Origin of the sequence: Embleya sp. NBC_00896 (assembly GCF_045207785.1) — a bacterium.
Taxonomy (GTDB): domain Bacteria; phylum Actinomycetota; class Actinomycetes; order Streptomycetales; family Streptomycetaceae; genus Embleya.
On record NZ_CP108776.1, the window covers coordinates 2,609,447 to 2,628,768 of the forward strand.

Annotated in this window: 15 protein-coding genes; 2 read left to right on the forward strand and 13 right to left on the reverse strand. The window is 70.1% G+C overall.

The genetic code is table 11. The annotated features are described in order from the left end of the window. Positions 1 to 29: 29 nt before the first annotated feature. Positions 30 to 2,651, reverse strand: a complete 2,622-nt coding sequence (locus OG928_RS11585; protein ID WP_406282657.1) for a hypothetical protein — start codon at positions 2,649 to 2,651, stop codon at positions 30 to 32. Positions 2,652 to 3,299: 648 nt separating this feature from the next. Between OG928_RS11585 and OG928_RS11590 the strand changes: the two genes are divergently transcribed. Then, a complete protein-coding gene (locus tag OG928_RS11590) occupies positions 3,300 to 6,134 on the forward strand; it encodes a LamG-like jellyroll fold domain-containing protein (RefSeq protein WP_406282660.1) in 2,835 nt (944 codons plus the stop codon). A 330-nt stretch (positions 6,135 to 6,464) separates the two neighbouring features. On the opposite strand, the gene OG928_RS11595 is transcribed toward OG928_RS11590, so the two are convergent. The 4 genes from OG928_RS11595 to murA form a co-directional block, all read right to left on the reverse strand. Beyond that, positions 6,465 to 8,453, reverse strand: coding sequence for a protein meaA (locus OG928_RS11595; protein WP_406282663.1), 1,989 nt, complete (start codon positions 8,451 to 8,453; stop codon positions 6,465 to 6,467). 295 nt (positions 8,454 to 8,748) lie between these two features. Next, a complete protein-coding gene (locus tag OG928_RS11600) occupies positions 8,749 to 9,054 on the reverse strand; it encodes an STAS domain-containing protein (RefSeq protein ID WP_406290915.1) in 306 nt (101 codons plus the stop codon). A 252-nt stretch (positions 9,055 to 9,306) separates the two neighbouring features. Continuing rightward, positions 9,307 to 10,155, reverse strand: coding sequence for a 3-hydroxyacyl-CoA dehydrogenase family protein (locus tag OG928_RS11605; protein ID WP_406282666.1), 849 nt, complete (start codon positions 10,153 to 10,155; stop codon positions 9,307 to 9,309). Between the two features lie 99 nt (positions 10,156 to 10,254). Next, the gene (gene murA, locus OG928_RS11610; RefSeq protein ID WP_406282669.1) at positions 10,255 to 11,535 is read right to left on the reverse strand and encodes a UDP-N-acetylglucosamine 1-carboxyvinyltransferase; all 1,281 of its coding nucleotides are present in this window, start codon (positions 11,533 to 11,535) and stop codon (positions 10,255 to 10,257) included. 78 nt (positions 11,536 to 11,613) lie between these two features. Between murA and OG928_RS11615 the strand changes: the two genes are divergently transcribed. Further along, the gene (locus OG928_RS11615; protein WP_406282672.1) at positions 11,614 to 12,186 is read left to right on the forward strand and encodes a cob(I)yrinic acid a,c-diamide adenosyltransferase; all 573 of its coding nucleotides are present in this window, start codon (positions 11,614 to 11,616) and stop codon (positions 12,184 to 12,186) included. Between the two features lie 22 nt (positions 12,187 to 12,208). Here OG928_RS11615 and OG928_RS11620 read toward each other — a convergent pair whose 3' ends face one another. From OG928_RS11620 to atpE, 8 genes are all read right to left on the reverse strand, one after another. Beyond that, positions 12,209 to 12,775 (reverse strand): DUF2550 domain-containing protein, encoded by a 567-nt coding sequence (locus OG928_RS11620; RefSeq protein WP_406282674.1) that lies wholly within the window; start codon positions 12,773 to 12,775, stop codon positions 12,209 to 12,211. Between the two features lie 99 nt (positions 12,776 to 12,874). Beyond that, complete coding sequence (locus OG928_RS11625) at positions 12,875 to 13,246, reverse strand: F0F1 ATP synthase subunit epsilon (protein WP_406282677.1); 372 nt, start codon at positions 13,244 to 13,246, stop codon at positions 12,875 to 12,877. Positions 13,247 to 13,454: 208 nt separating this feature from the next. Then, complete coding sequence (gene atpD / locus OG928_RS11630) at positions 13,455 to 14,909, reverse strand: F0F1 ATP synthase subunit beta (protein WP_406282680.1); 1,455 nt, start codon at positions 14,907 to 14,909, stop codon at positions 13,455 to 13,457. Between the two features lie 5 nt (positions 14,910 to 14,914). Next, on the reverse strand, positions 14,915 to 15,823 hold the full coding sequence (locus OG928_RS11635; RefSeq protein ID WP_406282683.1) for a F0F1 ATP synthase subunit gamma: 909 nt from the start codon (positions 15,821 to 15,823) through the stop codon (positions 14,915 to 14,917). A gap of 20 nt (positions 15,824 to 15,843) precedes the next feature. After that, positions 15,844 to 17,487: a F0F1 ATP synthase subunit alpha gene (atpA, locus tag OG928_RS11640; protein WP_406282686.1), complete on the reverse strand. Its 1,644-nt coding sequence runs from the start codon at positions 17,485 to 17,487 to the stop codon at positions 15,844 to 15,846. A 147-nt stretch (positions 17,488 to 17,634) separates the two neighbouring features. After that, positions 17,635 to 18,450: a F0F1 ATP synthase subunit delta gene (locus tag OG928_RS11645; protein WP_406282689.1), complete on the reverse strand. Its 816-nt coding sequence runs from the start codon at positions 18,448 to 18,450 to the stop codon at positions 17,635 to 17,637. Next, a complete protein-coding gene (locus OG928_RS11650; protein WP_406282692.1) occupies positions 18,450 to 19,007 on the reverse strand; it encodes a F0F1 ATP synthase subunit B in 558 nt (185 codons plus the stop codon). The genes OG928_RS11645 and OG928_RS11650 overlap by 1 nt, the downstream gene beginning before the upstream one ends. Positions 19,008 to 19,039: 32 nt before the next feature. Then, entirely contained in the window at positions 19,040 to 19,267 is a 228-nt protein-coding gene (gene atpE / locus OG928_RS11655) for an ATP synthase F0 subunit C (protein WP_395865988.1), read from the reverse strand. Positions 19,268 to 19,322 lie beyond the last annotated feature (55 nt).

Consider the following 19,322-nt stretch of genomic DNA (forward strand, 5'->3'; position numbering starts at 1 on the left):
ACCCGACGGCGTTCGGGCGTGGCGGTGCCTCAATTCGACGGAAGGCCGCCCGCCGGGGGCAGCGGCGGGTCGACGGGGGCCGACGTGGTCGGGCTCGCCGAGGTGGGCGGCGCGCTCGTCGACGGCTTCGTCGGGGGCGGCGAGCTGCCGGCCGGCTGGGACGACGAGTTCCCCGGGCTCACCGGGTGGCTGCTCGTGGAGGAGGTCGCGGTGGCCGAGGCGGTGGTCGTCTCGCGGGACGTCGTGGTGATCGTGGTCGTCGCGACGCCGGTGGCCGGTTTGCGGCTTCCGGTCGGCGGCGGGAGCTGGTCCCGGGCGGTGTTCGGGTCCGCGACCGGTCCCCGGCCCGGAGTGTTCGGGTCGATGCTCGCCGATCCGGTCGAGCCCACGGGGTTGCGGTTGTCGACGTCGTCGGAGGAGTCCGAGCCCATGCCGACCACCGCCGCCAGGGTGACCACCAGGACCGCCGCCGCGCCCGCCGTCATCAACACGCCGCGGCGGCCGATCCCGCCGCGCCCCGCGCCGCCCTCGCCGGTCGCCCCCGCCGCCGCGGCCGCCGCGCGATCGCCGCCCGCGAGGGCCAACACCCGCCGGTCGGCCGCGAGTCCGCGCTTGTCCGAGCCGACGTCGCGCATCCGCGTGGCCGCGACCGCCTCTTCGCGGGCGGCCCGGGGGTCACCGGTGCACAGCGCCAGGACCGCCAACTCGTGCCGGAACCACGCGTGGTCCGCCGCCGCCGAGGCCCCCGCGTCGCGCGCGGACGCCAGGCCCAGGTCGAGCACCTCGCCCCACGCGTCCCACCGCGCCGACGCGCCGAACGCGGGCGCCGCCGAACGCGCCAGCGCACGGGCCGAACCGGCCTTGCCCAGCCGCTCGGACTCGCGCAGGCAAGCCAGGATGGTGTCCGCCTCGCGCGCGACCTCGACCGGCGTGACCGACGGGTGCGAGACCCACCACGTGAAGTGCTGTATGGCCGCGACCGCCCACGACGACGGCCCGCGCACGATGGACGCGACCGCCTCCGTGGCCCCGCCCGCGAGCCGGTACCGGCCGTACTCGTGGACCGCGAGCCCCGCCTCGACCAGCTCGTCGGCGGCGCCCACCGCGTCCACCGCGCCGGTCAGGGCCGGCAGGTGTACGGGGTCCGGCAGTTCGCCGTCCAGCGCCGACGCGAGGCGCAGCACCTGCTGCGCGGACGAGGACACCAGCGGCACCAAGCGCGGCACGAACTGCCGTGGGTCGCCGGGCGAGGGCAGCTCACCGGAGGTGTCCGCCGCGCCGTCGTCCAGCAGCCCGTAGCTCGACCGGCCGCGGTCGCGCCGCGCGAGCAGCGCGCCGGCCTGGACGAACCGGCCCGGGTGACCGCCGACCTGGAACCACAGCGCGGACGCCCACGCCAGTTCCTCGTCGTCCAACTCCCGCCCGGCCATGCGCCGGAGCAGGTCGAACGACGCCTCCTGCGGCAGCCCGCCCAGGGTGATCTCGTGCAGCGGCGAGTCCCGGCGCACGATCGGGTCGACCACCTCGGGGCCGGCCACCAGGAACGCGCATTCCGGTGCGATCCGCAGGAGTTCGAGCACGTCCTCCTGGGGCAGCTCCAGGTCGTCGACGACCACCAGCGCGGCCACGTCGGCGAGTATCGCGCCCAACTGCGCCCGGGTGGGCCGGTACGCCGGCCCACCGAAGCACGCGTCGTGGAACTGCTGCAACAGGTCGTCGAGGCCGCGGCGGCGGCCGTTGAGCATGATCACCCCGCCGGGCGCCCCGGCGGGGTCGAGCGCGGCGATGTAGCGCAGCAGCGTCGTCCGGCCGATCGAGATCGGCCCGCCGATCCGGACCGAAGTCCCGCGTTGCAAAAGGCCGGTGAGCTCGGCGATCTCGACCCCGCGGCCCAGCGGCGGCAGCCCGTCCGCGGGGACCGCGCCGGGCAGCTTGGACGGACGCGTCGGCCGGGCACCCGGGGGCAACGGCCCGGCTTCGGTGCCGTCGACGCCGCCGAACGTCAGGAGAAGATCCCCCGCGACGAGCTGGAGCACGCCCGCCGGCAGGTCCTTGGTCGCATCCGGCGCGGAGAGATCGGAGAAGTCCGAGAAGTCCGAGGACCTTGCGGAGCCTGCGAACCCTGAGGACCCTGCGGATCCGGAGGAACCCGGGGCGCCCGAGGAACCGAGAGAACCCAAGGAACCGAGAGAGCCCGAGGAACCGAGATAACCGGAGGAACCGGAGGAACCGGAGGAACCGGAGGAACCGGCCGACGCCGACCCCGCCCAGTCGTCGTCGAGTCGGATCGGTTCGCCGCCCCCGATCCGCGGCGCGGCGGCGGGCGGCGGCGCGGCCGCAGGCGGCTCAGCGGGCGGCGGCGGTGCGGCGGGCCGCTCGGCAGGCGCCTCGACCCGCGGCGCCTCCTCGGCCGCACCGGGGCGGGGACCGAACAACTCGTCGAGATAGGCGTCGTCGCCCCACGAACCGCTGCCGGAACCACTCCCGGAACCGCCTCCGAAGCGGCTCTCGGAACCGCCTCCGAAGCCACTCTCGGAACCGTCCGAGTCGTCACCACCGTCCGAGTCGTCGCCACCGGCCGAGGGTTCGAGCGGATCGTCCTCGAAGCGCATCGCCCCGTCGTCCTCCGGTCGTTCCCTGCCGCCGTTCATGCCACTCCCTGTGCTCCCCGTGGTGGTCCCTCGACACACCGGTGCGGCCGGGGAACAAGTCCGATGCACCTGGGAGAGGGAAGCCGGTGATCAGTGTGCCGGGCGCTGCCGACGAGCGGATACCCGACGCCGAGTTCGTAACAAGATCGTTGAGCACCGACTCGACGAGCACCGAGACGGCGGCGAACGGGCTTTGCGTGTCCTCGAAATACGCTTCCCACCCTGCCACCTCCCGCTGTCGCGTGGACCGACCCCGGACCGACCTTCGCTCCCTCTTCACAACAACGCGCACGCCCGCGAGTGGTCACGGGGGCGAACGTACGGACGTGTCCGGGCCCGCGTCGGGCTTGCCGAAAAGTCGGTGGATGCCGGTCGAGCCGCCATATGGTGCACAAGTGGCGCCACATCGGTCAGGCGCACAGGGGGAACAGGGGGACTTCCATGTCCGATTCCATACGCATGCGACGGACGAGGCGACGGTCGGGGCGGGGGCGGGGCCGGCTCGCGTGCGCGGCCGCGTTACTCGCCTCGTTATCGCTCTCGATACCCTCGGCCGTCGCGCAGACCTCATCGCGAGCCGACGGCCCGGAGCTCTTCGGGGCGGCGCCCGCCGCCCGCGACGCTCGACCACAGCAGCAGGCGGCCGCGGTGCCGCCGAAGTTCTCGGACGATTCGGTCCTGACCGGCCTGACCCAGCCCGTCGACGTGGCCTTCGCCGCAGACGGTCGGGTCTTCGTCGCCGAGAAGACCGGCGTCGTCAAGGTGTTCGACTCGATCACGGACCCCACGCCCACGGTGTTCACCGACCTGCGGGCGCAGGTGCACAACTTCTGGGACCGCGGGCTGCTCGGCCTGGCGCTGCACCCGGACTTCCCGACGAATCCGTCGGTGTACGTGATGTACACACGCGACGCGCGTCCCGGCGGAAGCGCCCCCTACTGGGGCACCGCGACCGGTCTCGACGACGGATGTTCCGATCCGCCCGGCGCGCAGGCCGAGGGTTGCCTGGCCACCGGCCGGATCTCCAAACTGACCGCCACCGGCAACACCGCCGGTCCCGAGCAGGTGCTCGTCGAGGGCTGGTGCCAGCAGTTCCCGTCACACGCCACCGGCAGCATCGCGTTCGGCCAGGACGGCTACCTGTACGCGTCCGCCGGTGACGGCGCGAGCTTCGACTGGGCCGACTACGGCCAGACCGGGGCCAGTGGTCCGATACCCGGCAAGGACCCGATACCGGCGAACCCGTGCGGTGACGGGCCGAGCCCGGTGGGCACGGCGTTGACCGCGCCGACCGCCGAGGGCGGCGCGCTGCGCGCGCAGGACTTCCGCACCGCGGGCGACCCGTTCGCCCTCAACGGCAGCATCATCCGGATCGACGCGAACACCGGCGCGGGCGCGCCCGGCAACCCACTCGCATCCAGTCCCGATGCCAACGCGCGCCGCCTCGTCGCGGCCGGGCTGCGCAACCCGTTCCGAATCGGCTTCCGCCCCGGCACCAACGAGCTGTGGGCCGGCGACGTCGGCTGGGGCACCTGGGAGGAGATCGACCGCTTCACCCCGTCGAGTACGGCCGTGGCCAACTTCGGCTGGCCCTGTTACGAGGGCTCGGCCCGTCAGGGCGGCTACGAGTCGATCGGCCTCGACCTGTGCGCCAACCTGTACGGGGCCGGCCCGGGGGCGGTACAGACGCCCTACTACGCGTACAACCACAACTCCGCCGTGACCCCGAACGACGGCTGCCCGACCGGCAACGGCTCGGCGATCTCGGGCGTGTCCTTCTACACCGGGGAGCGCTACCCCGCGGCCTACCGCAACGCGATGTTCTTCGCCGACCACAGCCGCCGGTGCATCTGGAGCATGACCGCCGGCGCCGACGGCCTGCCCGACCCCGCGACGCGCAAGGCGTTCGTCACCAACGCGAACGTCGTCCAGGTCACCACCGGGCCCGAGGGCGACCTGTACTACGTCGGCTTCGAGGACGGCGCGATCCACCGGATCCGCTACACCGGCAGCGCCCCGACGGCGGTGGCGACCGCGACCCCGCGGACCGGCCCGACCCCGCTGACCGTCGCGTTCACCGGCTCGGCGTCCACCGACCCCGACCCGGGCGAGACCCTCACCTACGCCTGGGACCTGGACGGCGACGGCGCGTTCGACGACTCGACCGCCGCGAACCCGTCGTACACCTACACGACGCCCGGTTCGTACCCGGCCAAGCTCCGGGTGACCGACCCGGTCGGACTCACCGACGACTCCGACCCGATCACCGTCTCGGCGGGCAACGCGCCACCGGTACCGGTGATCGACACGCCGGCCGCGACGCTCACCTGGAAGGTCGGCGACCCGATCGCCTTCAGCGGACACGCGAATGACCCGCAGGACGGCACGATTCCCGGGGCCGGCCTGAACTGGCAGATCCTCATGCACCACTGCACGACCCCGACCTCGTGCCACGAGCACCAGATCACCGGCCAGGGCGGCACCTCGGGCAGCTTCACCGCGGTCGACCACGAATATCCCTCGTGGCTCGAACTCCGCCTGACCGCCACCGATTCCGGCGGCCTGACCGGCACCACGAGCGTGCGGCTCGACCCGCGGACGGTGGATGTCACCCTCGCCTCGAACCCGCCGGGCCTGACCCTGGGCCTGTTCTCCGCGCAGCGGCCGGCACCGTTCACGAACACCGTGATCGTGGGCGGGACCTCGTCGATCGCGGCGCCGTCGCCACAGACCCTGAACGGCAAGAACTACGAGTTCGTCTCGTGGTCGGACGGCGGTTCGGCCGCACACAACGTCACCGCGCCCGAGACGCCGCTCACCCTGACCGCGACCTATCGCGAGATCACCGGCGGCCCGCCGCGCGGCCTGGTCGCCGAGTACGGCTTCAACGCGTCGAGCGGGACGACCGTCGCGGACAGCTCGGGCAAGGCGAACACCGGAACCGCCGCGGCCGGCACCTGGGTCGCCGGGCACTCGGGCAACGCGCTGTCCTTCAACGGCACCTCGTCGATGGTGACCGTGCCGCACAGCTCGACGCTCACACTCACCACGGGGATGACCCTGGAGGCGTGGGTCAAGCCCACCACGGTCTCCGGCTGGCGCACGATCCTGCTCAAGGAGCGCGGCGGCGGGCTGTCGTACGCGCTGTACGCCAACGGCACGAGCGCGCCCAACACATCCATCAACACCACCGGCACCAACAACGACACCTACGCCGACGGCACGAGCCCACTCGCGACCGGCGCGTGGTCACACGTCGCGGCCACCTACGACGGCACCACGCTGCGCCTGTACGTCAACGGCGTCCAGGTACACGCCACCGCCCACACCGGCCCCATCGTGGACACCACAGGCACCCTACGCATCGGCGGCAACACGGTCTGGGGCGAATACTTCACCGGCCTGATCGACGACGTCCGCATCTACAACCGCCCCCTCACCCCAACCGAACTCACCACCGACATGACCCGCCCGGCCCCATAACCCCAAACGCCGGACGGGCTGATACCCAGCCCGTCCGGCGCCCGACGCCACCCACAAACCCGCCCCGATCGCTCAGGCCAACCCACACTTTCAGCCCGTCCGGCGCTTGAGGACACCCGCAAAGCCACGCCAATCCCCCAAGCCCACCCGACACCCCCAGCCCGTCCGGCGCTTGAGGACACCCACAAAGCCGGCCCGACCCCCCAAGCCAACCCCACACCCCCAGCCCGTCCGGCGCTTGAGGACGACTCGGCCGCAGGCCGCCAGAACAGCCCGTCCGGCGCTTGAGGACAAACCCAGCCCGCCCGGCGATCGAGGGCCAACCACCCCTCACCCCACGGGCAACCGCTCCTCCGCCGAAAGCCCATTCGCCTCACGAATGACCTCGACGATCCGCCCCATGATGTCCGTGATCCCGAAGTCCTTCGGCGTGAACACCGCCGCGACCCCCTGCTCCCGCAACGTGACCGCGTCCGCGGACGGAATGATCCCGCCGACAATCACCGGCACGTCCCCGATCCCCGCCTCCCGCATCCGCGCCAGGACGTCCGGGATCAACTCCAGATGCGAGCCCGACAGGATGGACAGCCCCACACAGTGCACGTCCTCCTCGACCGCCGCCGCCACGATCTGCGCCGGCGTCAGCCGAATGCCCTGGTACACGACCTCGAAGCCCACGTCGCGCGCCCGAACCGCGATCTGCTCGGCCCCGTTGGAGTGCCCGTCGAGCCCCGGCTTGCCGACCAGCAGCCGCAACCGGCCGCCCAGTTCCTCCCCGGCCCGCCGCACGGCGCCCCGCACCTCGGTCAGCCCCGCACCGTCCTGCACACCCACGACGCCGGACACACCGGTCGGCGCCCGATACTCGCCGAACTCCTCACGCAGCGCCTGCGCCCACTCCCCCGTGGTCACCCCGGCCCGCACGCACGCGAGGGTGGCAGGCATCAGGTTGACCGCGGCCGCGGCCTTCCACGACCGGGCGTCCTCGCGCAGCCGAGCCATCGCCGCGTCCACCGCGTCCGCGTCCCGGTCCACGCGCCACGCCTTGACCTTCTCGATCGCCGAGCGCTCCGCGTCCGGGTCGGCGCTCATGATCGCCGCGTCCAGGTCGGCGGTGAGCGGGTTCACCTCGGTGGTCTCGAACTTGTTGACCCCGACGACCACCTCGTCGCCCGCCTCGATCCGCGCCCGGCGGGCCGCGTGCGAACCGACCAGCTGCGACTTCATGTAGCCCGACTCGATCGCCGCGACCGCGCCGCCCATCGCCTGCACGCGGTCGATCTCCTCGCGCGCACCGGCCACCAGGTCGGCGACCTTGGCCTCGATCACGTGCGAGCCGTTGAAGATGTCGCCGTATTCGAGCAGGTCCGACTCGAAGGCCAGCACCTGCTGGATCCGCAGCGACCACTGCTGGTCCCACGGCCGCGGCAGGCCGAGCGCCTCGTTCCAGGCCGGCAGCTGTACGGCGCGCGCCCGCGCGTCCTTGGACAGCGTCACGGCCAGCATCTCGAGCACGATCCGCTGGACGTTGTTCTCCGGCTGCGCCTCGGTCAGGCCGAGCGAGTTGACCTGCACGCCGTAGCGGAACCGGCGCTGCTTGGCGTCCTGTACGCCGTAGCGCTCCAGCGTGAGTTCGTCCCAAAGCTGCACGAACGCCCGCATCTTGCACATCTCTTCGACGAACCGCACACCGGCGTTGACGAAGAACGAGATCCGCTGGACCACCTCGCCCATCCGGTCCTGCGGCACCTGCCCCGAGTCGCGGACCGCGTCGAGCACGGCGATCGCGGTGCACATCGCGTACGCGATCTCCTGAACCGGCGTCGCGCCGGCCTCCTGGAGGTGGTAGCTGCAGATGTTGGTCGGGTTCCACTTGGGGATGTTCGAGACCGTGTACGCGACGGTGTCGGTGATCAGCTTCAGCGACGGCCCGGGCGGGAAGACGTAGGTCCCGCGGGACAGGTATTCCTTGATGATGTCGTTCTGCGTCGTGCCGGTGAGCTTGGCGATGTCGGCGCCCTGCTCCTCCGCGACGACCTGGTACAGCGCGAGCATCCACAGCGCCGTGGCGTTGATCGTCATCGAGGTGTTCATCTCCTCGACGGGGATCCCGTCGAGAAGTTGCCGCATGTCGCCGATGTGCGAGATCGGCACGCCGACCTTGCCCACCTCGCCGCGCGCGAGTTCGTGATCGGGGTCGTAGCCGGTCTGGGTCGGCAGGTCGAACGCCACCGACAGGCCCGTCTGGCCCTTGGCGAGGTTGCGGCGGTACAGCGCGTTGGACGCCGTCGCCGAGGAGTGACCGGCGTAGGTCCGCATGACCCAGGGACGGTCACGCTTGGTCGCCCGGGAAGGCGAGGCCGGCTGCGAGGGCTGAGCTGAGGGCGTCTGGCTCGCCACGGAATACCTCCGGAGGTTCCGGACCGCCCGGAACTCGGAGACTGGCGGCCTGGGCTACCCCGCTGGTCCGCCGTCACCGCGCATGGTGCGGCCCTACTTACCACGGAGTGTACTGACGGGTAACCGCTCCGGACAGGGTGTGCTCGACCACAGCACGCCACAAGATCCGGATCCGGCCTGACACTGTGTCGGAGCGAACCTCGGACGGCGGGCGTCAGACGGCCGCGAGCTGTCGGAGCGTGAGGATGCGGTGCAGTCGGGTGAGCACCAGCACGCGGTAGACCTCGGGATTGACCCCGGTCAGCACCAGCCGGCGCTCGCGACGACCGGCGCGACGGTGCGCGCCGACGATCAGGCCCAGGCCGGTGGTGTCCAGGGACGGGACCCGGCTGAGGTTGAGGATCAGGTCGCCGTCCCCGCTGTCCAACGCGTCGTGCAGCGCCAATCGGACATCGGCGGTGGCCCGCACGTCGAGCGCGCCTTCCAGGTGCAGCTCCCGCGGGTCGCCCCAAACGCGCATCGTCTCCTCCAGGAGGTTCGTCCGTTCGATGACGGTTCGACTTCCCAGAAGAACACCCAAAACCCGATAATCCTCACTCATCACAGCAGGCTTCACTCGTACAGGTGACGAATCATCAGATGGTGCGCCGACTGCGCGCTGCCCATCGGGCCGATGGCCGCCCCGGAGTTCCGGAGCGGCCATCGAGAACCCGGCGGCGCGCGCGAGGCGCCGGGTGGATCGAGTACGAGTGGAGCGGGTGGAACGGGTGGATCAGTAGTCGTAGAAGCCCTTGCCGCTCTTGCGGCCCAGGTCGCCGGCCGTGACCATCCGGTTCAGCAGCTCCGGCGGCGCGAACTTCTCGTCCTTGCTCTCCTCGTAGATGTTGCTCGTCGCGTTGCGCATGATGTCGACGCCGGTCAGGTCGGCGGTGGCCAGCGGGCCCATCGCGTGGCCGAAGCCGAGCCGGCAGGCGATGTCGATGTCCTCGGCGGTGGCCACGCCCGCCTCGTACAGCTTCACCGCCTCGACGGTGAGCGCGGTGATCAGCCGGGTGGTCACGAAGCCGGCCACGTCGCGGTTGACCACGATGCAGGTCTTGCCCATCGCCTCGGCCAGCTCGCGCGCGGCGGCCAGGGTCTCGTCCGAGGTCTTGTAGCCGCGCACCAGCTCGCACAGCGACATCAGCGGCACGGGCGAGAAGAAGTGCATGCCCACGACCGACTCGGGCCGCTCGGTGACGGCCGCGATCGCGGTGATCGGGATCGCGGAGGTGTTGCTCGCGAGCACCGCGCCGGGCTTGCAGATCCGGTCCAGCTCGCGGAAGACCTCCTGCTTGATCTCGACCTTCTCGAACACGGCCTCGACCACGATGTCCGCGTCGGCGACCGCTTCGAGGTCGGTGGTCGTGGTGATCCGGGCGAGCGCCGCCGCGGCGGCCTCGGCGGTCAGCTTGCCCTTGGACGCGAACTTGTCGTACGAGCCCTTGATCCCGGCGAGGCCGCGCTCCAGGGCGGCGTCGGTGACGTCGCGCAGGATGACGTCGTAGCCGGCCTGGGCGGCGACCTGGGCGATGCCCGACCCCATGAGCCCGGCCCCGATGACGGCGATCTTCTTGGTCACTGCGCTACCTCTCCAGTACACGTTCCCGAGCGAACCACGTTGCCCGGGAGCGTAGCCGTACCGGTCGGTAGCCTCGACACACACCCACCTGACGGTCCGTCAGAAACGCGAGGTACTCTCCGGCTCCGGCTCCCGCACGATCTTCGCGCCGAGTGACTGGAGCTGTACCTCCAGGCCGGTGTAACCCCGGTCGATGTGGTGCACCCCGCTCACCGTGGTGTCGCCGTCGGCCACCAGACCCGCGAGCACGAGCCCGGCCCCGGCCCGGATGTCCGCGGTCAGCACCGGCGCGCCGGAGAGCTGCTCCACGCCGCGCACGATCGCGTGGTGCCCGTCGGTACGAATCGACGCGCCGAGCCGCAACAGCTCCTGGAGGAACACGAATCGCGCCTCGAAGAGGTTCTCGGTGATCATCGCCGAGCCCTCGGCAATGGAGTTCATCGCGGCGAAGAACGGCTGCATGTCGGTCGCGAAACCGGGATAGGGCAGCGTCACCACGTCCACCGCCTTGGGCCGCCGGTCCATCACCACCCGGAAGCCGTCCCGCACGGTCGACACCTGCGCACCGGCGAGGGTCAGCTTGTCGAGCGCGATCTCCAGGTGCTCGGGGTGCGCGTTGCGCACGGTCACGTCGCCGAGCGTCATCGCGGCCGCGACGGCGAACGTGCACGCCACGATCCGGTCCGGAACGGTGCGGTGCCGTACGGGCTTGAGCCCCTCGACGCCCTCGATCTCGATCGTCGACGAGCCCGCGCCCTCTATCCGCGCGCCCATCTCGGTGAGCATCGAGCAGATGTCGACGATCTCCGGCTCGCGCGCGGCGTTGTCGATCACCGTGCGACCCTCGGCGAGCACCGCGGCCATCAGGATGTTCTCGGTGGCCCCCACGCTCGGGAAGTCGAGCCAGACGGTGGTCCCCCGCAGACCGTTCGGGGCCTTCGCGATCAGCACGCCGTGCGAGTTCTCCACGGTCGCGCCGAGCTTGACCAGCCCCTCGATGTGCATGTCGAGCCCGCGCGACCCGATCGCGTCCCCACCGGGGTACGCGACATGCACCTCGCCGCAGCGCGCGAGCAACGGCCCCAACACGCAGATCGACGCCCGCATGCTGCGCACCAGGTCGTAGTCCGCCTCGAACCGCGGCGACGCCGGCACGTCGATCCGGACCGTCCCGGTGGTCTCCCCCTCGACCTCGCACCCGAGCCGCCGCAGCAACTCGCTCATGATCTCCACGTCGAGGATCCGGGGCGCCTCCTCGAGCACCGTGGTGCCCTCCGCGAGAAGCGCAGCGGCCATCAATTTGAGTGCACTGTTCTTCGCACCCGTGATCCGCACCTCGCCGACGAGCCGCTGACCACCTGTCACCCGGAACCTGTCCATCGGAGAATCCTATAGATTCTCGAACACCCCGACGGACGTGACCAAGCGGGAACAAAGGGCAACGCTAGGGTTCGGGGCATGGTCAACCTCACCCGTATTTACACCCGTACCGGCGACGACGGCACGACCGCCCTCGGCGACATGTCGCGTACTCCCAAGACCGACCCGCGGCTCGCCGCGTACGCGGACGTGGACGAGACAAACGCGGTCATCGGGGTCGCGCTGTCGCTCGGCAAGCTGGACGACGATGTCGTCAAGCTGCTGACGCGCATTCAGAACGACCTGTTCGACCTGGGTGCCGACCTGTCGACGCCGGTCGTCGAGAGCCCCGAGTACCCGCCGCTGCGCGTCGAGCAGAGCTACATCGACGCGCTCGAAGCGGCCTGCGACGAGTACAACGAGAACCTGGAGAAGCTCCGCAGCTTCATCCTCAACGGCGGCACCCCCGGCGCGGCCCTCCTGCACCAGGCCCGCACGGTCGCCCGCCGCGCCGAGCGCACCACGTGGGGCGCCCTGGAGGTACACGGCGACTCGATGAACCCGCTGACGGTGAAGTACCTGAACCGACTGTCAGACCTGCTGTTCATTCTTGCTCGGCACGCGAATCGCGAGGTCGGCGACGTGCTGTGGGTGCCGGGCGCCAACCGTTAGGCCCCGCGCGAGAGGAAAGGACCTACGCGACGTTGACGCGTTGGCCCGGGGGGGCCGCTTCCAGCCAGGCCAGGAAACCGGTCAACGCGTCGTCGCTCAAAGCGAGCTCGATCCGCGCGCCGTCGTGTTCGCAGACCAGGATCACCGCGCCGGCGAGGAGCGCGAGTTCCTCCTGCCCGGCCGGCTCCCGGCGGCCGATCACATGGATCCCGCCGCGCTGCAACACCCGGCGCGGGCGCGGCGCGTAGCTGAAGACCCGGAACCACTCGATCCGGTCGCCGCTGTAACGCGCGATCCCGAAGACCCAGCCCTTGCCGTGGTCGGGATCGGCCGACGGCGCCGCCGGATCCCCCTCCGCCGAGTGGGACGGGGACGACGACGCGGCGCCGCCCGAGGCATCCTGCCCGGGTGACGCCGCGGAGGTCTCACCGGCTTCGCCGGCCACCGTCACCGGTGGCCGCATCCGAAGCGAACAATCGAAGGTGCCGCCCGGTCGCTGGATCAGCCGCCGTCGCAGCGCGAACGCCGCCACACCGACCACCAATACGACGACAACGGCCAGAACCACGCTCAGCACAACGAGGACCATCCGGATCGACCTCCTCGTTCGCGCTTTGAGCAGTGGTCCCGGCCGTGAATCGGTCCGGGCTCTGGTGCGACTGTTGCCCGCTGGGCTCGCTGGGGCCCGCTAGGCGCGCTGGGCGGCGAGCAGACGGGTCTGCGCGCGTCGCTCCGCGCTGGAGTCCTGCGCCGACCCGGCGCGCTCGAGTGCCCGCTCCGCGCGGGCGACATCGATCTCGTCGGCCAGCTCGGTGATCTCCGCGAGCAGCGAGAGGTTGTTGTCCGCGAACGAGATGAACCCGCCGTGGACCGCCGCGATGACGACCGAACCGTCGGCCTGACGGATCGTCACCGGACCTGATTCGAGAACACCGAGCACCGGCTGGTGCCCGGCCTGGATGCCGATGTCGCCGTCCGCGGTACGTGCGATGACGATGGTGGCCTCGCCGGACCACACCTTGCGGTCGGCCGCGACCAGCTCGACGTGCAGCTCAGCCAACGTGGCTCCTCATGTCGGGTCGAAGACGCGCGGGTCTTCGCCTCCGCCCTCACGGGACGGGTGGTGTTCAAGGATAGTGGCCCCGAAGGGCCTGGCTCCAACCGGCTCCGGGAGCCGGCGGGGTTTCGGCCCGGACCGGATGGTCCGTGCCGGAACCGACACGAGGGGCGGACCCGTTCGGGACCGCCCCTCGTCGATCAGGCGATCGTCAGCCCTTGTTGAGCTCGGCGATCTTCTTCTCGAGGTCGTCCAGGCCACCGAGCATGAAGAACGCCTGCTCGGGAGCGTGGTCGTACTTGCCGTCGGCGATCGCGTTGAACGCCTCGATGGTCTCGGACAGCGGAACGTCCGAGCCGTCGAGCCCCGTGAACTGCTTCGCCACGTGGGTGTTCTGCGACAGGAACCGCTGGATACGCCGCGCGCGGTGCACGGTGAGCTTGTCCTCTTCGGACAGCTCGTCCATGCCCAGAATCGCGATGATGTCCTGGAGGTCCTTGTACTTCTGCAGGATGTTCTTGACCCGCATCGCGCAGTCGTAGTGGTCCTGCGCGATGTAGCGCGGGTCCAGGATGCGCGACGTGGAGTCGAGCGGGTCCACGGCCGGGTAGATGCCGAGCTCCGAGATCGGACGCGAGAGCACCGTCAGTGCGTCGAGGTGCGCGAACGTCGTCGCCGGGGCCGGGTCGGTCAGGTCGTCCGCGGGGACGTAGATCGCCTGCATCGAGGTGATCGAGTGACCACGCGTCGAGGTGATGCGCTCCTGGAGGGTGCCCATCTCGTCGGCGAGCGTCGGCTGGTAACCCACCGCGGAGGGCATCCGGCCGAGCAGCGTCGACACCTCGGAACCGGCCTGCGTGAACCGGAAGATGTTGTCGATGAAGAGCAGCACGTCCTGCTCCTGCACATCGCGGAAGTACTCCGCCATGGTCAGGGCCGAAAGCGCCACGCGCAGACGCGTGCCCGGGGGCTCGTCCATCTGGCCGAAGACGAGGGCGGTCTGGTCGTAGACACCCGCGTCCTTCATCTCCTCGATGAGGTCGTTGCCCTCACGAGTACGCTCGCCGACGCCGGCGAACACCGACACACCCTCGTGCAGCTTGGCGACACGGACGATCATCTCCTGGATGAGGACCGTCTTGCCGACGCCCGCACCACCGAAGAGGCCGATCTTGCCACCCTTGACGTACGGGGTGAGCAGGTCGATGACCTTGATGCCGGTCTCGAACATCTCGGTCTTCGAGTCGAGCTGGTCGAAGGCCGGAGCCTTGCGGTGGATCGGCCAGCGCTCGGTGACCTCGAAGGTCGCCCGGTCCACGTCGAGGACCTCACCGAGGGCGTTGAACACGTGGCCCTTGGTGACGTCGCCCACGGGGACGGAGATCTGCGAACCGGTGTCGGTGACGATGGCGCCGCGAACGAGGCCGTCGGTCGGCTGCATCGAGATCGCGCGCACGATGCCGTCGGCAAGGTGCTGCTCGACCTCGAGGGTCAGCGTGGTCTTGCCGGCGCCCTCGCCCTCGCCCTGACCCGAGAGGTCCAGGTCGACGTGCAGCGCGTTGTACATCTCCGGCATCGCGTCGACGGGGAACTCCACGTCGACGACCGGGCCGATGACGCGGGCGACGCGGCCCGTGGCAGCGGCCGTCTCAACAGTGGCAGTCATGATGTCTAATCACTCCCCGCGGTCGCGTCGGCCAAGGCGTTGGCGCCACCGACGATCTCGCTGATTTCCTGGGTGATCTCGGACTGGCGAGCATTGTTCGCCAGGCGAGAGAGGGTCCGGATGAGGTCTTCGGCGTTCTCGGTCGCCGACTTCATCGCCCGCCGGCGGGCCGCGTGCTCGGAGGCAGCGGACTGCAGAAGCGCGTTGAAGATTCGGCTTTCGACGTACCGCGGAAGCAGTGCGTCGAGAACGCCCTCGGCCGAGGGCTCGAAGTCGTAGAGCGGGAAGGGGCCGCCGGCCGGCGGCTCGTCCGTCTCCTCGACCGCCAACGGGAGTACCCGTACCGCGACCGGGCTCTGCGTGAGCATGGAGACGAACTCGGTGCTGACGAGGTGAATCTCGTCGACACCGCCTTCGTCGGTGGGCGTCACGAACGCGTCGATCAGCTCACCTGCCACCTTCTTGGCGTCGGAGTACTCGGGGCGGTCGGAGAAACCCTTCCACTGCCCGGCCAGGTCCACTTCGCGGAACTGGAAAAACCCGATGCCCTTCGACCCGATCACGTAGCGGCTGACCGTCTTGCCCTCGTCCTCGAGCAGCTGGGTGAGCTGCTCGGCGGCCTTGATGGCATTCGAGTTGTAGCCGCCCGCGAAACCGCGGTCGCTTGTTACCAGCAGCACCGCGGCCCGGGTGGGCCGCTCCACCGAAGTGGTCAGCGGGTGCTGCGTGCTGGAGAAGGTGGCGACCGCGGAAACGGCGCGCGTCAGCTCGTCCGCGTACGGCTTGGAGGCCGCGACGCGCTGCTGCGCCTTCACGATCCGCGACGCCGCGATGAGCTCCTGGGCGCGCGTGATCTTCTTGGTCGCCGACACGGAACGGATCCGACGCCGGTAGACCCGAAGTTGGGCTCCCATTGGTCAGGGTTCTCCGTTCTTTACTCGGACTTGGCCACGTGGCGGGTGATCTTCTCCTGGCCGACGTCTTCCTTCGTCAGCCCGGCAGGCGCCACGTCCTGGATCAACGGCTCGCCGTCGAACTTGGTGAACGTCTGCTTGAAGGAGGTCACCGCGTCGGTGAGCGCCATCACGGTGTCGTCCCCGAGCTTGCCGGTCTCGACGATCCCGGTCAGCAGGGCCGCGTGCTTGTGCTGCACGTACTCGTGCAGCTCCTTCTCGAAGCGGCGGATGTCCTGCACCGGAACGTCGTCGAGCTGACCGGTGGTGCCGGCCCAGATCGAGACGACCTGGAGCTCGATCGCGAACGGCTCGAACTGACCCTGCTTGAGCAGCTCGACCATCCGCGCACCGCGCTGGAGCGAGGCCTTCGAGGTCGCGTCCAGGTCGGAACCGAAGGACGCGAACGCCTCCAGCTCGCGGTACTGGGCGAGGTCGACGCGGAGTCGACCGGCGACGCCCTTCATGGCCTTGATCTGCGCGGAGCCACCGACTCGCGAGACCGAGATACCGACGTTGACCGCGGGGCGAACGCCCTGCAGGAACAGGTCGGACTCCAGGAAGCACTGGCCGTCGGTGATCGAGATGACGTTGGTCGGAATGTACGCCGACACGTCGTTGGCCTTGGTCTCGATGATCGGGAGACCCGTCATCGAACCGCCGCCGAGCTCGTCCGAGAGCTTCGCGCAACGCTCGAGAAGACGCGAGTGCAAGTAGAAGACGTCACCCGGGTACGCCTCGCGCCCCGGCGGGCGACGAAGCAGCAGGGACACGGCGCGGTACGCCTCGGCCTGCTTCGACAGGTCGTCGAACACGATGAGAACGTGCTTGCCCTGGTACATCCAGTGCTGGCCGATGGCCGAACCGGTGTACGGGGCGAGGTACTTGAAGCCGGCCGGGTCGGAAGCCGGGGCGGCGACGATGGTCGTGTACTCGAGCGCGCCGGCCTCTTCGAGCGAGCGGCGCACGGACGCGATCGTCGTGCCCTTCTGGCCGATCGCCACGTAGATGCAGCGGACCTGCTTCTTCGGGTCGCCCGAGCGCCAGTTGTCGCGCTGGTTGATGATCGTGTCCAGGCACACCGCGGTCTTGCCGGTCTGCCGGTCGCCGATGATCAGCTGTCGCTGGCCGCGGCCGATCGGGGTCATCGCGTCGATCGCCTTGATGCCGGTCTGCATCGGCTCGTGGACCGACTTGCGCATCATGACGCCGGGCGCCTGCAGTTCGAGGGCACGACGGCCCTCGGACTCGATCTCGCCCTGGCCGTCGATCGGCTGGCCCAGCGGGTCGACGACGCGACCCAGGTAGGCGTCGCCGATCGGAACCGACAGAACCTCGCCCGTACGACGGACCTTCTGGCCCTCTTCGATGCCGCTGAAGTCACCGAGGATGACGACACCGATCTCGCGGACGTCGAGGTTCTGCGCCAGACCGAGGGTGCCGTCCTCGAACTTGAGCAGCTCGTTCGTCATGACCGAGGGCAGGCCCTCGACCTTGGCGATACCGTCGTACGCCTCGGTGACGGTACCGACCTCTTCGCGCGCGGCCGTCTCCGGCTCGTACGAGGCGACGAAGCGCTCCAGCGCGTCCCGGATCTCCTCCGGCCGGATCGTGAGCTCCGCCATCTGGTGTCCCTGCTCTCCTAGGTGGTGGGGTTAACGGTCCGCTGTCCGTCGCTTGTCGTACGGAACCGCGGTGCTGCTGTGGGGGCCGCTGTGCCGGTCCGGGGGATTCTCCCCGGGCGGACGGCGACGTCCCTGTCGTCCGGTGTCTCAGCCGGCGAGCCGTCGGCCCGCTTCTTCGAGACGTGTGGTCACGGTGCCGTCGATGACGTCGTCACCGATCTCCACGCGGACCCCGCCGATGACGTCGGCTTCGATTTCCACGTTCAGGTGGACCTCGCGGCCGTACATCCGGCCCAGCGCCGCGGCCAAGCGGGTGCGCTGCTCCTCGGTGAGGGGCAGGGCGACCGTGACCAACGCGACCATGCGACGCCGGCGATCGGCGGCGAGGCGCGCGTACGACTCGAGCCCGTGTTCAAGGTTACGGCTGCGCGGGTGCGCGACGAGCCTGGTGATCAGCCGCCGGGTGACGGGCTGGGCCCGACCATCCAGCAAACCGGAAACCAGTTCCGCCTTGCGCGCGTTCGCGACACCCGGGTCGGTCAGGGCGGAGCGCAGTTCGCGCTCGCCGATGACGATCCGGCCGAAGCGGAACAGCTCGTCTTCCAGCTCGTCCAGTTTGCCGTCGCGCTCGGCGGCGATCAGCTCGGCCGAAACCGAAAGCTCCGCGACCGCGTCGACCAGGTCGCGCGGACGCGACCAACGCGTGCGGACGAGTCCGCCGAGCAGGTCCGCCGTGGTACCGGAGATCTGACCGGAGAGGAGCTGCGCCAGGAAGGCCGCGCGGGCCTCCCCGGAGCGCGTCGAGTCGGTGAGGACCCGGCGCAGCGACACCGTCTGGTCGAGCAGGATGACCACGGAGTCGAGCTCCTGGGCCAACTGGACCATGTCGGTACCGGTCGCGGTCGCGAGCGCGTCGAGGCGCTCGCGAGCCGCGGCGAGGGATTCCCTGCTGGCGCCCTGCATCAGCGCACCTTCTCCGAGGTCGCTCCCGCGGAAGCCTTGGCCTCCAGCTCCTCGAGGAAGCGGTCGACGACCCGACGCTGACGCGCCTCGTCCTCGAGCGACTCCCCGACGATGCGCGACGCGAGGTCGACGGCCAGCCGGCCGACGTCCTGACGAAGCGCGTTCTGGGCCTGGTTGCGGTCGGCCTCGATCTGGGTGTGGCCGGCGGTGACGATCTCGTCCTTGATCCGCTGACCTTCGGCGCGCATCTCGGCGATGGCGACGGCACCCTGCTCGCGGGCGTCCTCGGTGAGGCGACCGGCCTCGCGACGGGCTTCGGTGAGCTGGGCGCGGTAACGCTCCAGCTCGGCCTGTGCCTCGGCCTGCGCCTCTTCGGCGCGCTTGAGACCGCCCTCGATGGCGTCCGTACGGTCCGCCAGCGTCTTCGCGATCTTGGGAAGGAGCATCTTCCACAGGAAACCGAAGACGATGAGGAACGCCACGCCACCGATGATGATCTCGTCGAGCGGCGGGAGAAGAGGGTTCATCTTCTCCTCGCTGTTGGCGAAGAAAATCACGGTGTGAGGACCTTCCGTCCGTAGCGGATTGATCAGGTGCCGTAGACGAACGGCATGACGACGCCGATGAGGGCGAGCGCCTCGGCGAGGGCGAAGCCCAGCAGCATGTTCTGGCGGACCAGGCCGGCAGCCTCGGGCTGACGGGCCATGGCCTGCACACCGTTACCGAAGATGATGCCGATACCGATGCCGGGGCCGATCGCGGCGAGGCCGTAACCGATGGAACCGAGGCTGCCGGAAACTTCAGCGGCGAGGTTCATGAGAACTGATCCTTTTTTCGAGGCCGATGGACGATCCACCGGACGACGGTCGAGG

What these genes read in the sequence shown, in the direction of transcription:
- atpD (WP_406282680.1), bottom strand. Translation starts at nt 14,909, where the DNA reads ATGACTGCCACTGTTGAGACGGCCGCTGCCACGGGCCGCGTCGCCCGC.
- OG928_RS11620 (WP_406282674.1), bottom strand. Translation starts at nt 12,775, where the DNA reads ATGGTCCTCGTTGTGCTGAGCGTGGTTCTGGCCGTTGTCGTCGTATTG.
- OG928_RS11595 (WP_406282663.1), bottom strand. Translation starts at nt 8,453, where the DNA reads ATGCGGACCTACGCCGGTCACTCCTCGGCGACGGCGTCCAACGCGCTG.
- OG928_RS11615 (WP_406282672.1), top strand. Translation starts at nt 11,614, where the DNA reads ATGGTCAACCTCACCCGTATTTACACCCGTACCGGCGACGACGGCACG.
- OG928_RS11585 (WP_406282657.1), bottom strand. Translation starts at nt 2,651, where the DNA reads ATGAACGGCGGCAGGGAACGACCGGAGGACGACGGGGCGATGCGCTTC.
- OG928_RS11600 (WP_406290915.1), bottom strand. Translation starts at nt 9,054, where the DNA reads ATGCGCGTTTGGGGCGACCCGCGGGAGCTGCACCTGGAAGGCGCGCTC.
- murA (WP_406282669.1), bottom strand. Translation starts at nt 11,535, where the DNA reads ATGGACAGGTTCCGGGTGACAGGTGGTCAGCGGCTCGTCGGCGAGGTG.
- OG928_RS11645 (WP_406282689.1), bottom strand. Translation starts at nt 18,450, where the DNA reads ATGCAGGGCGCCAGCAGGGAATCCCTCGCCGCGGCTCGCGAGCGCCTC.
- atpE (WP_395865988.1), bottom strand. Translation starts at nt 19,267, where the DNA reads ATGAACCTCGCCGCTGAAGTTTCCGGCAGCCTCGGTTCCATCGGTTAC.
- OG928_RS11635 (WP_406282683.1), bottom strand. Translation starts at nt 15,823, where the DNA reads ATGGGAGCCCAACTTCGGGTCTACCGGCGTCGGATCCGTTCCGTGTCG.
- atpA (WP_406282686.1), bottom strand. Translation starts at nt 17,487, where the DNA reads ATGGCGGAGCTCACGATCCGGCCGGAGGAGATCCGGGACGCGCTGGAG.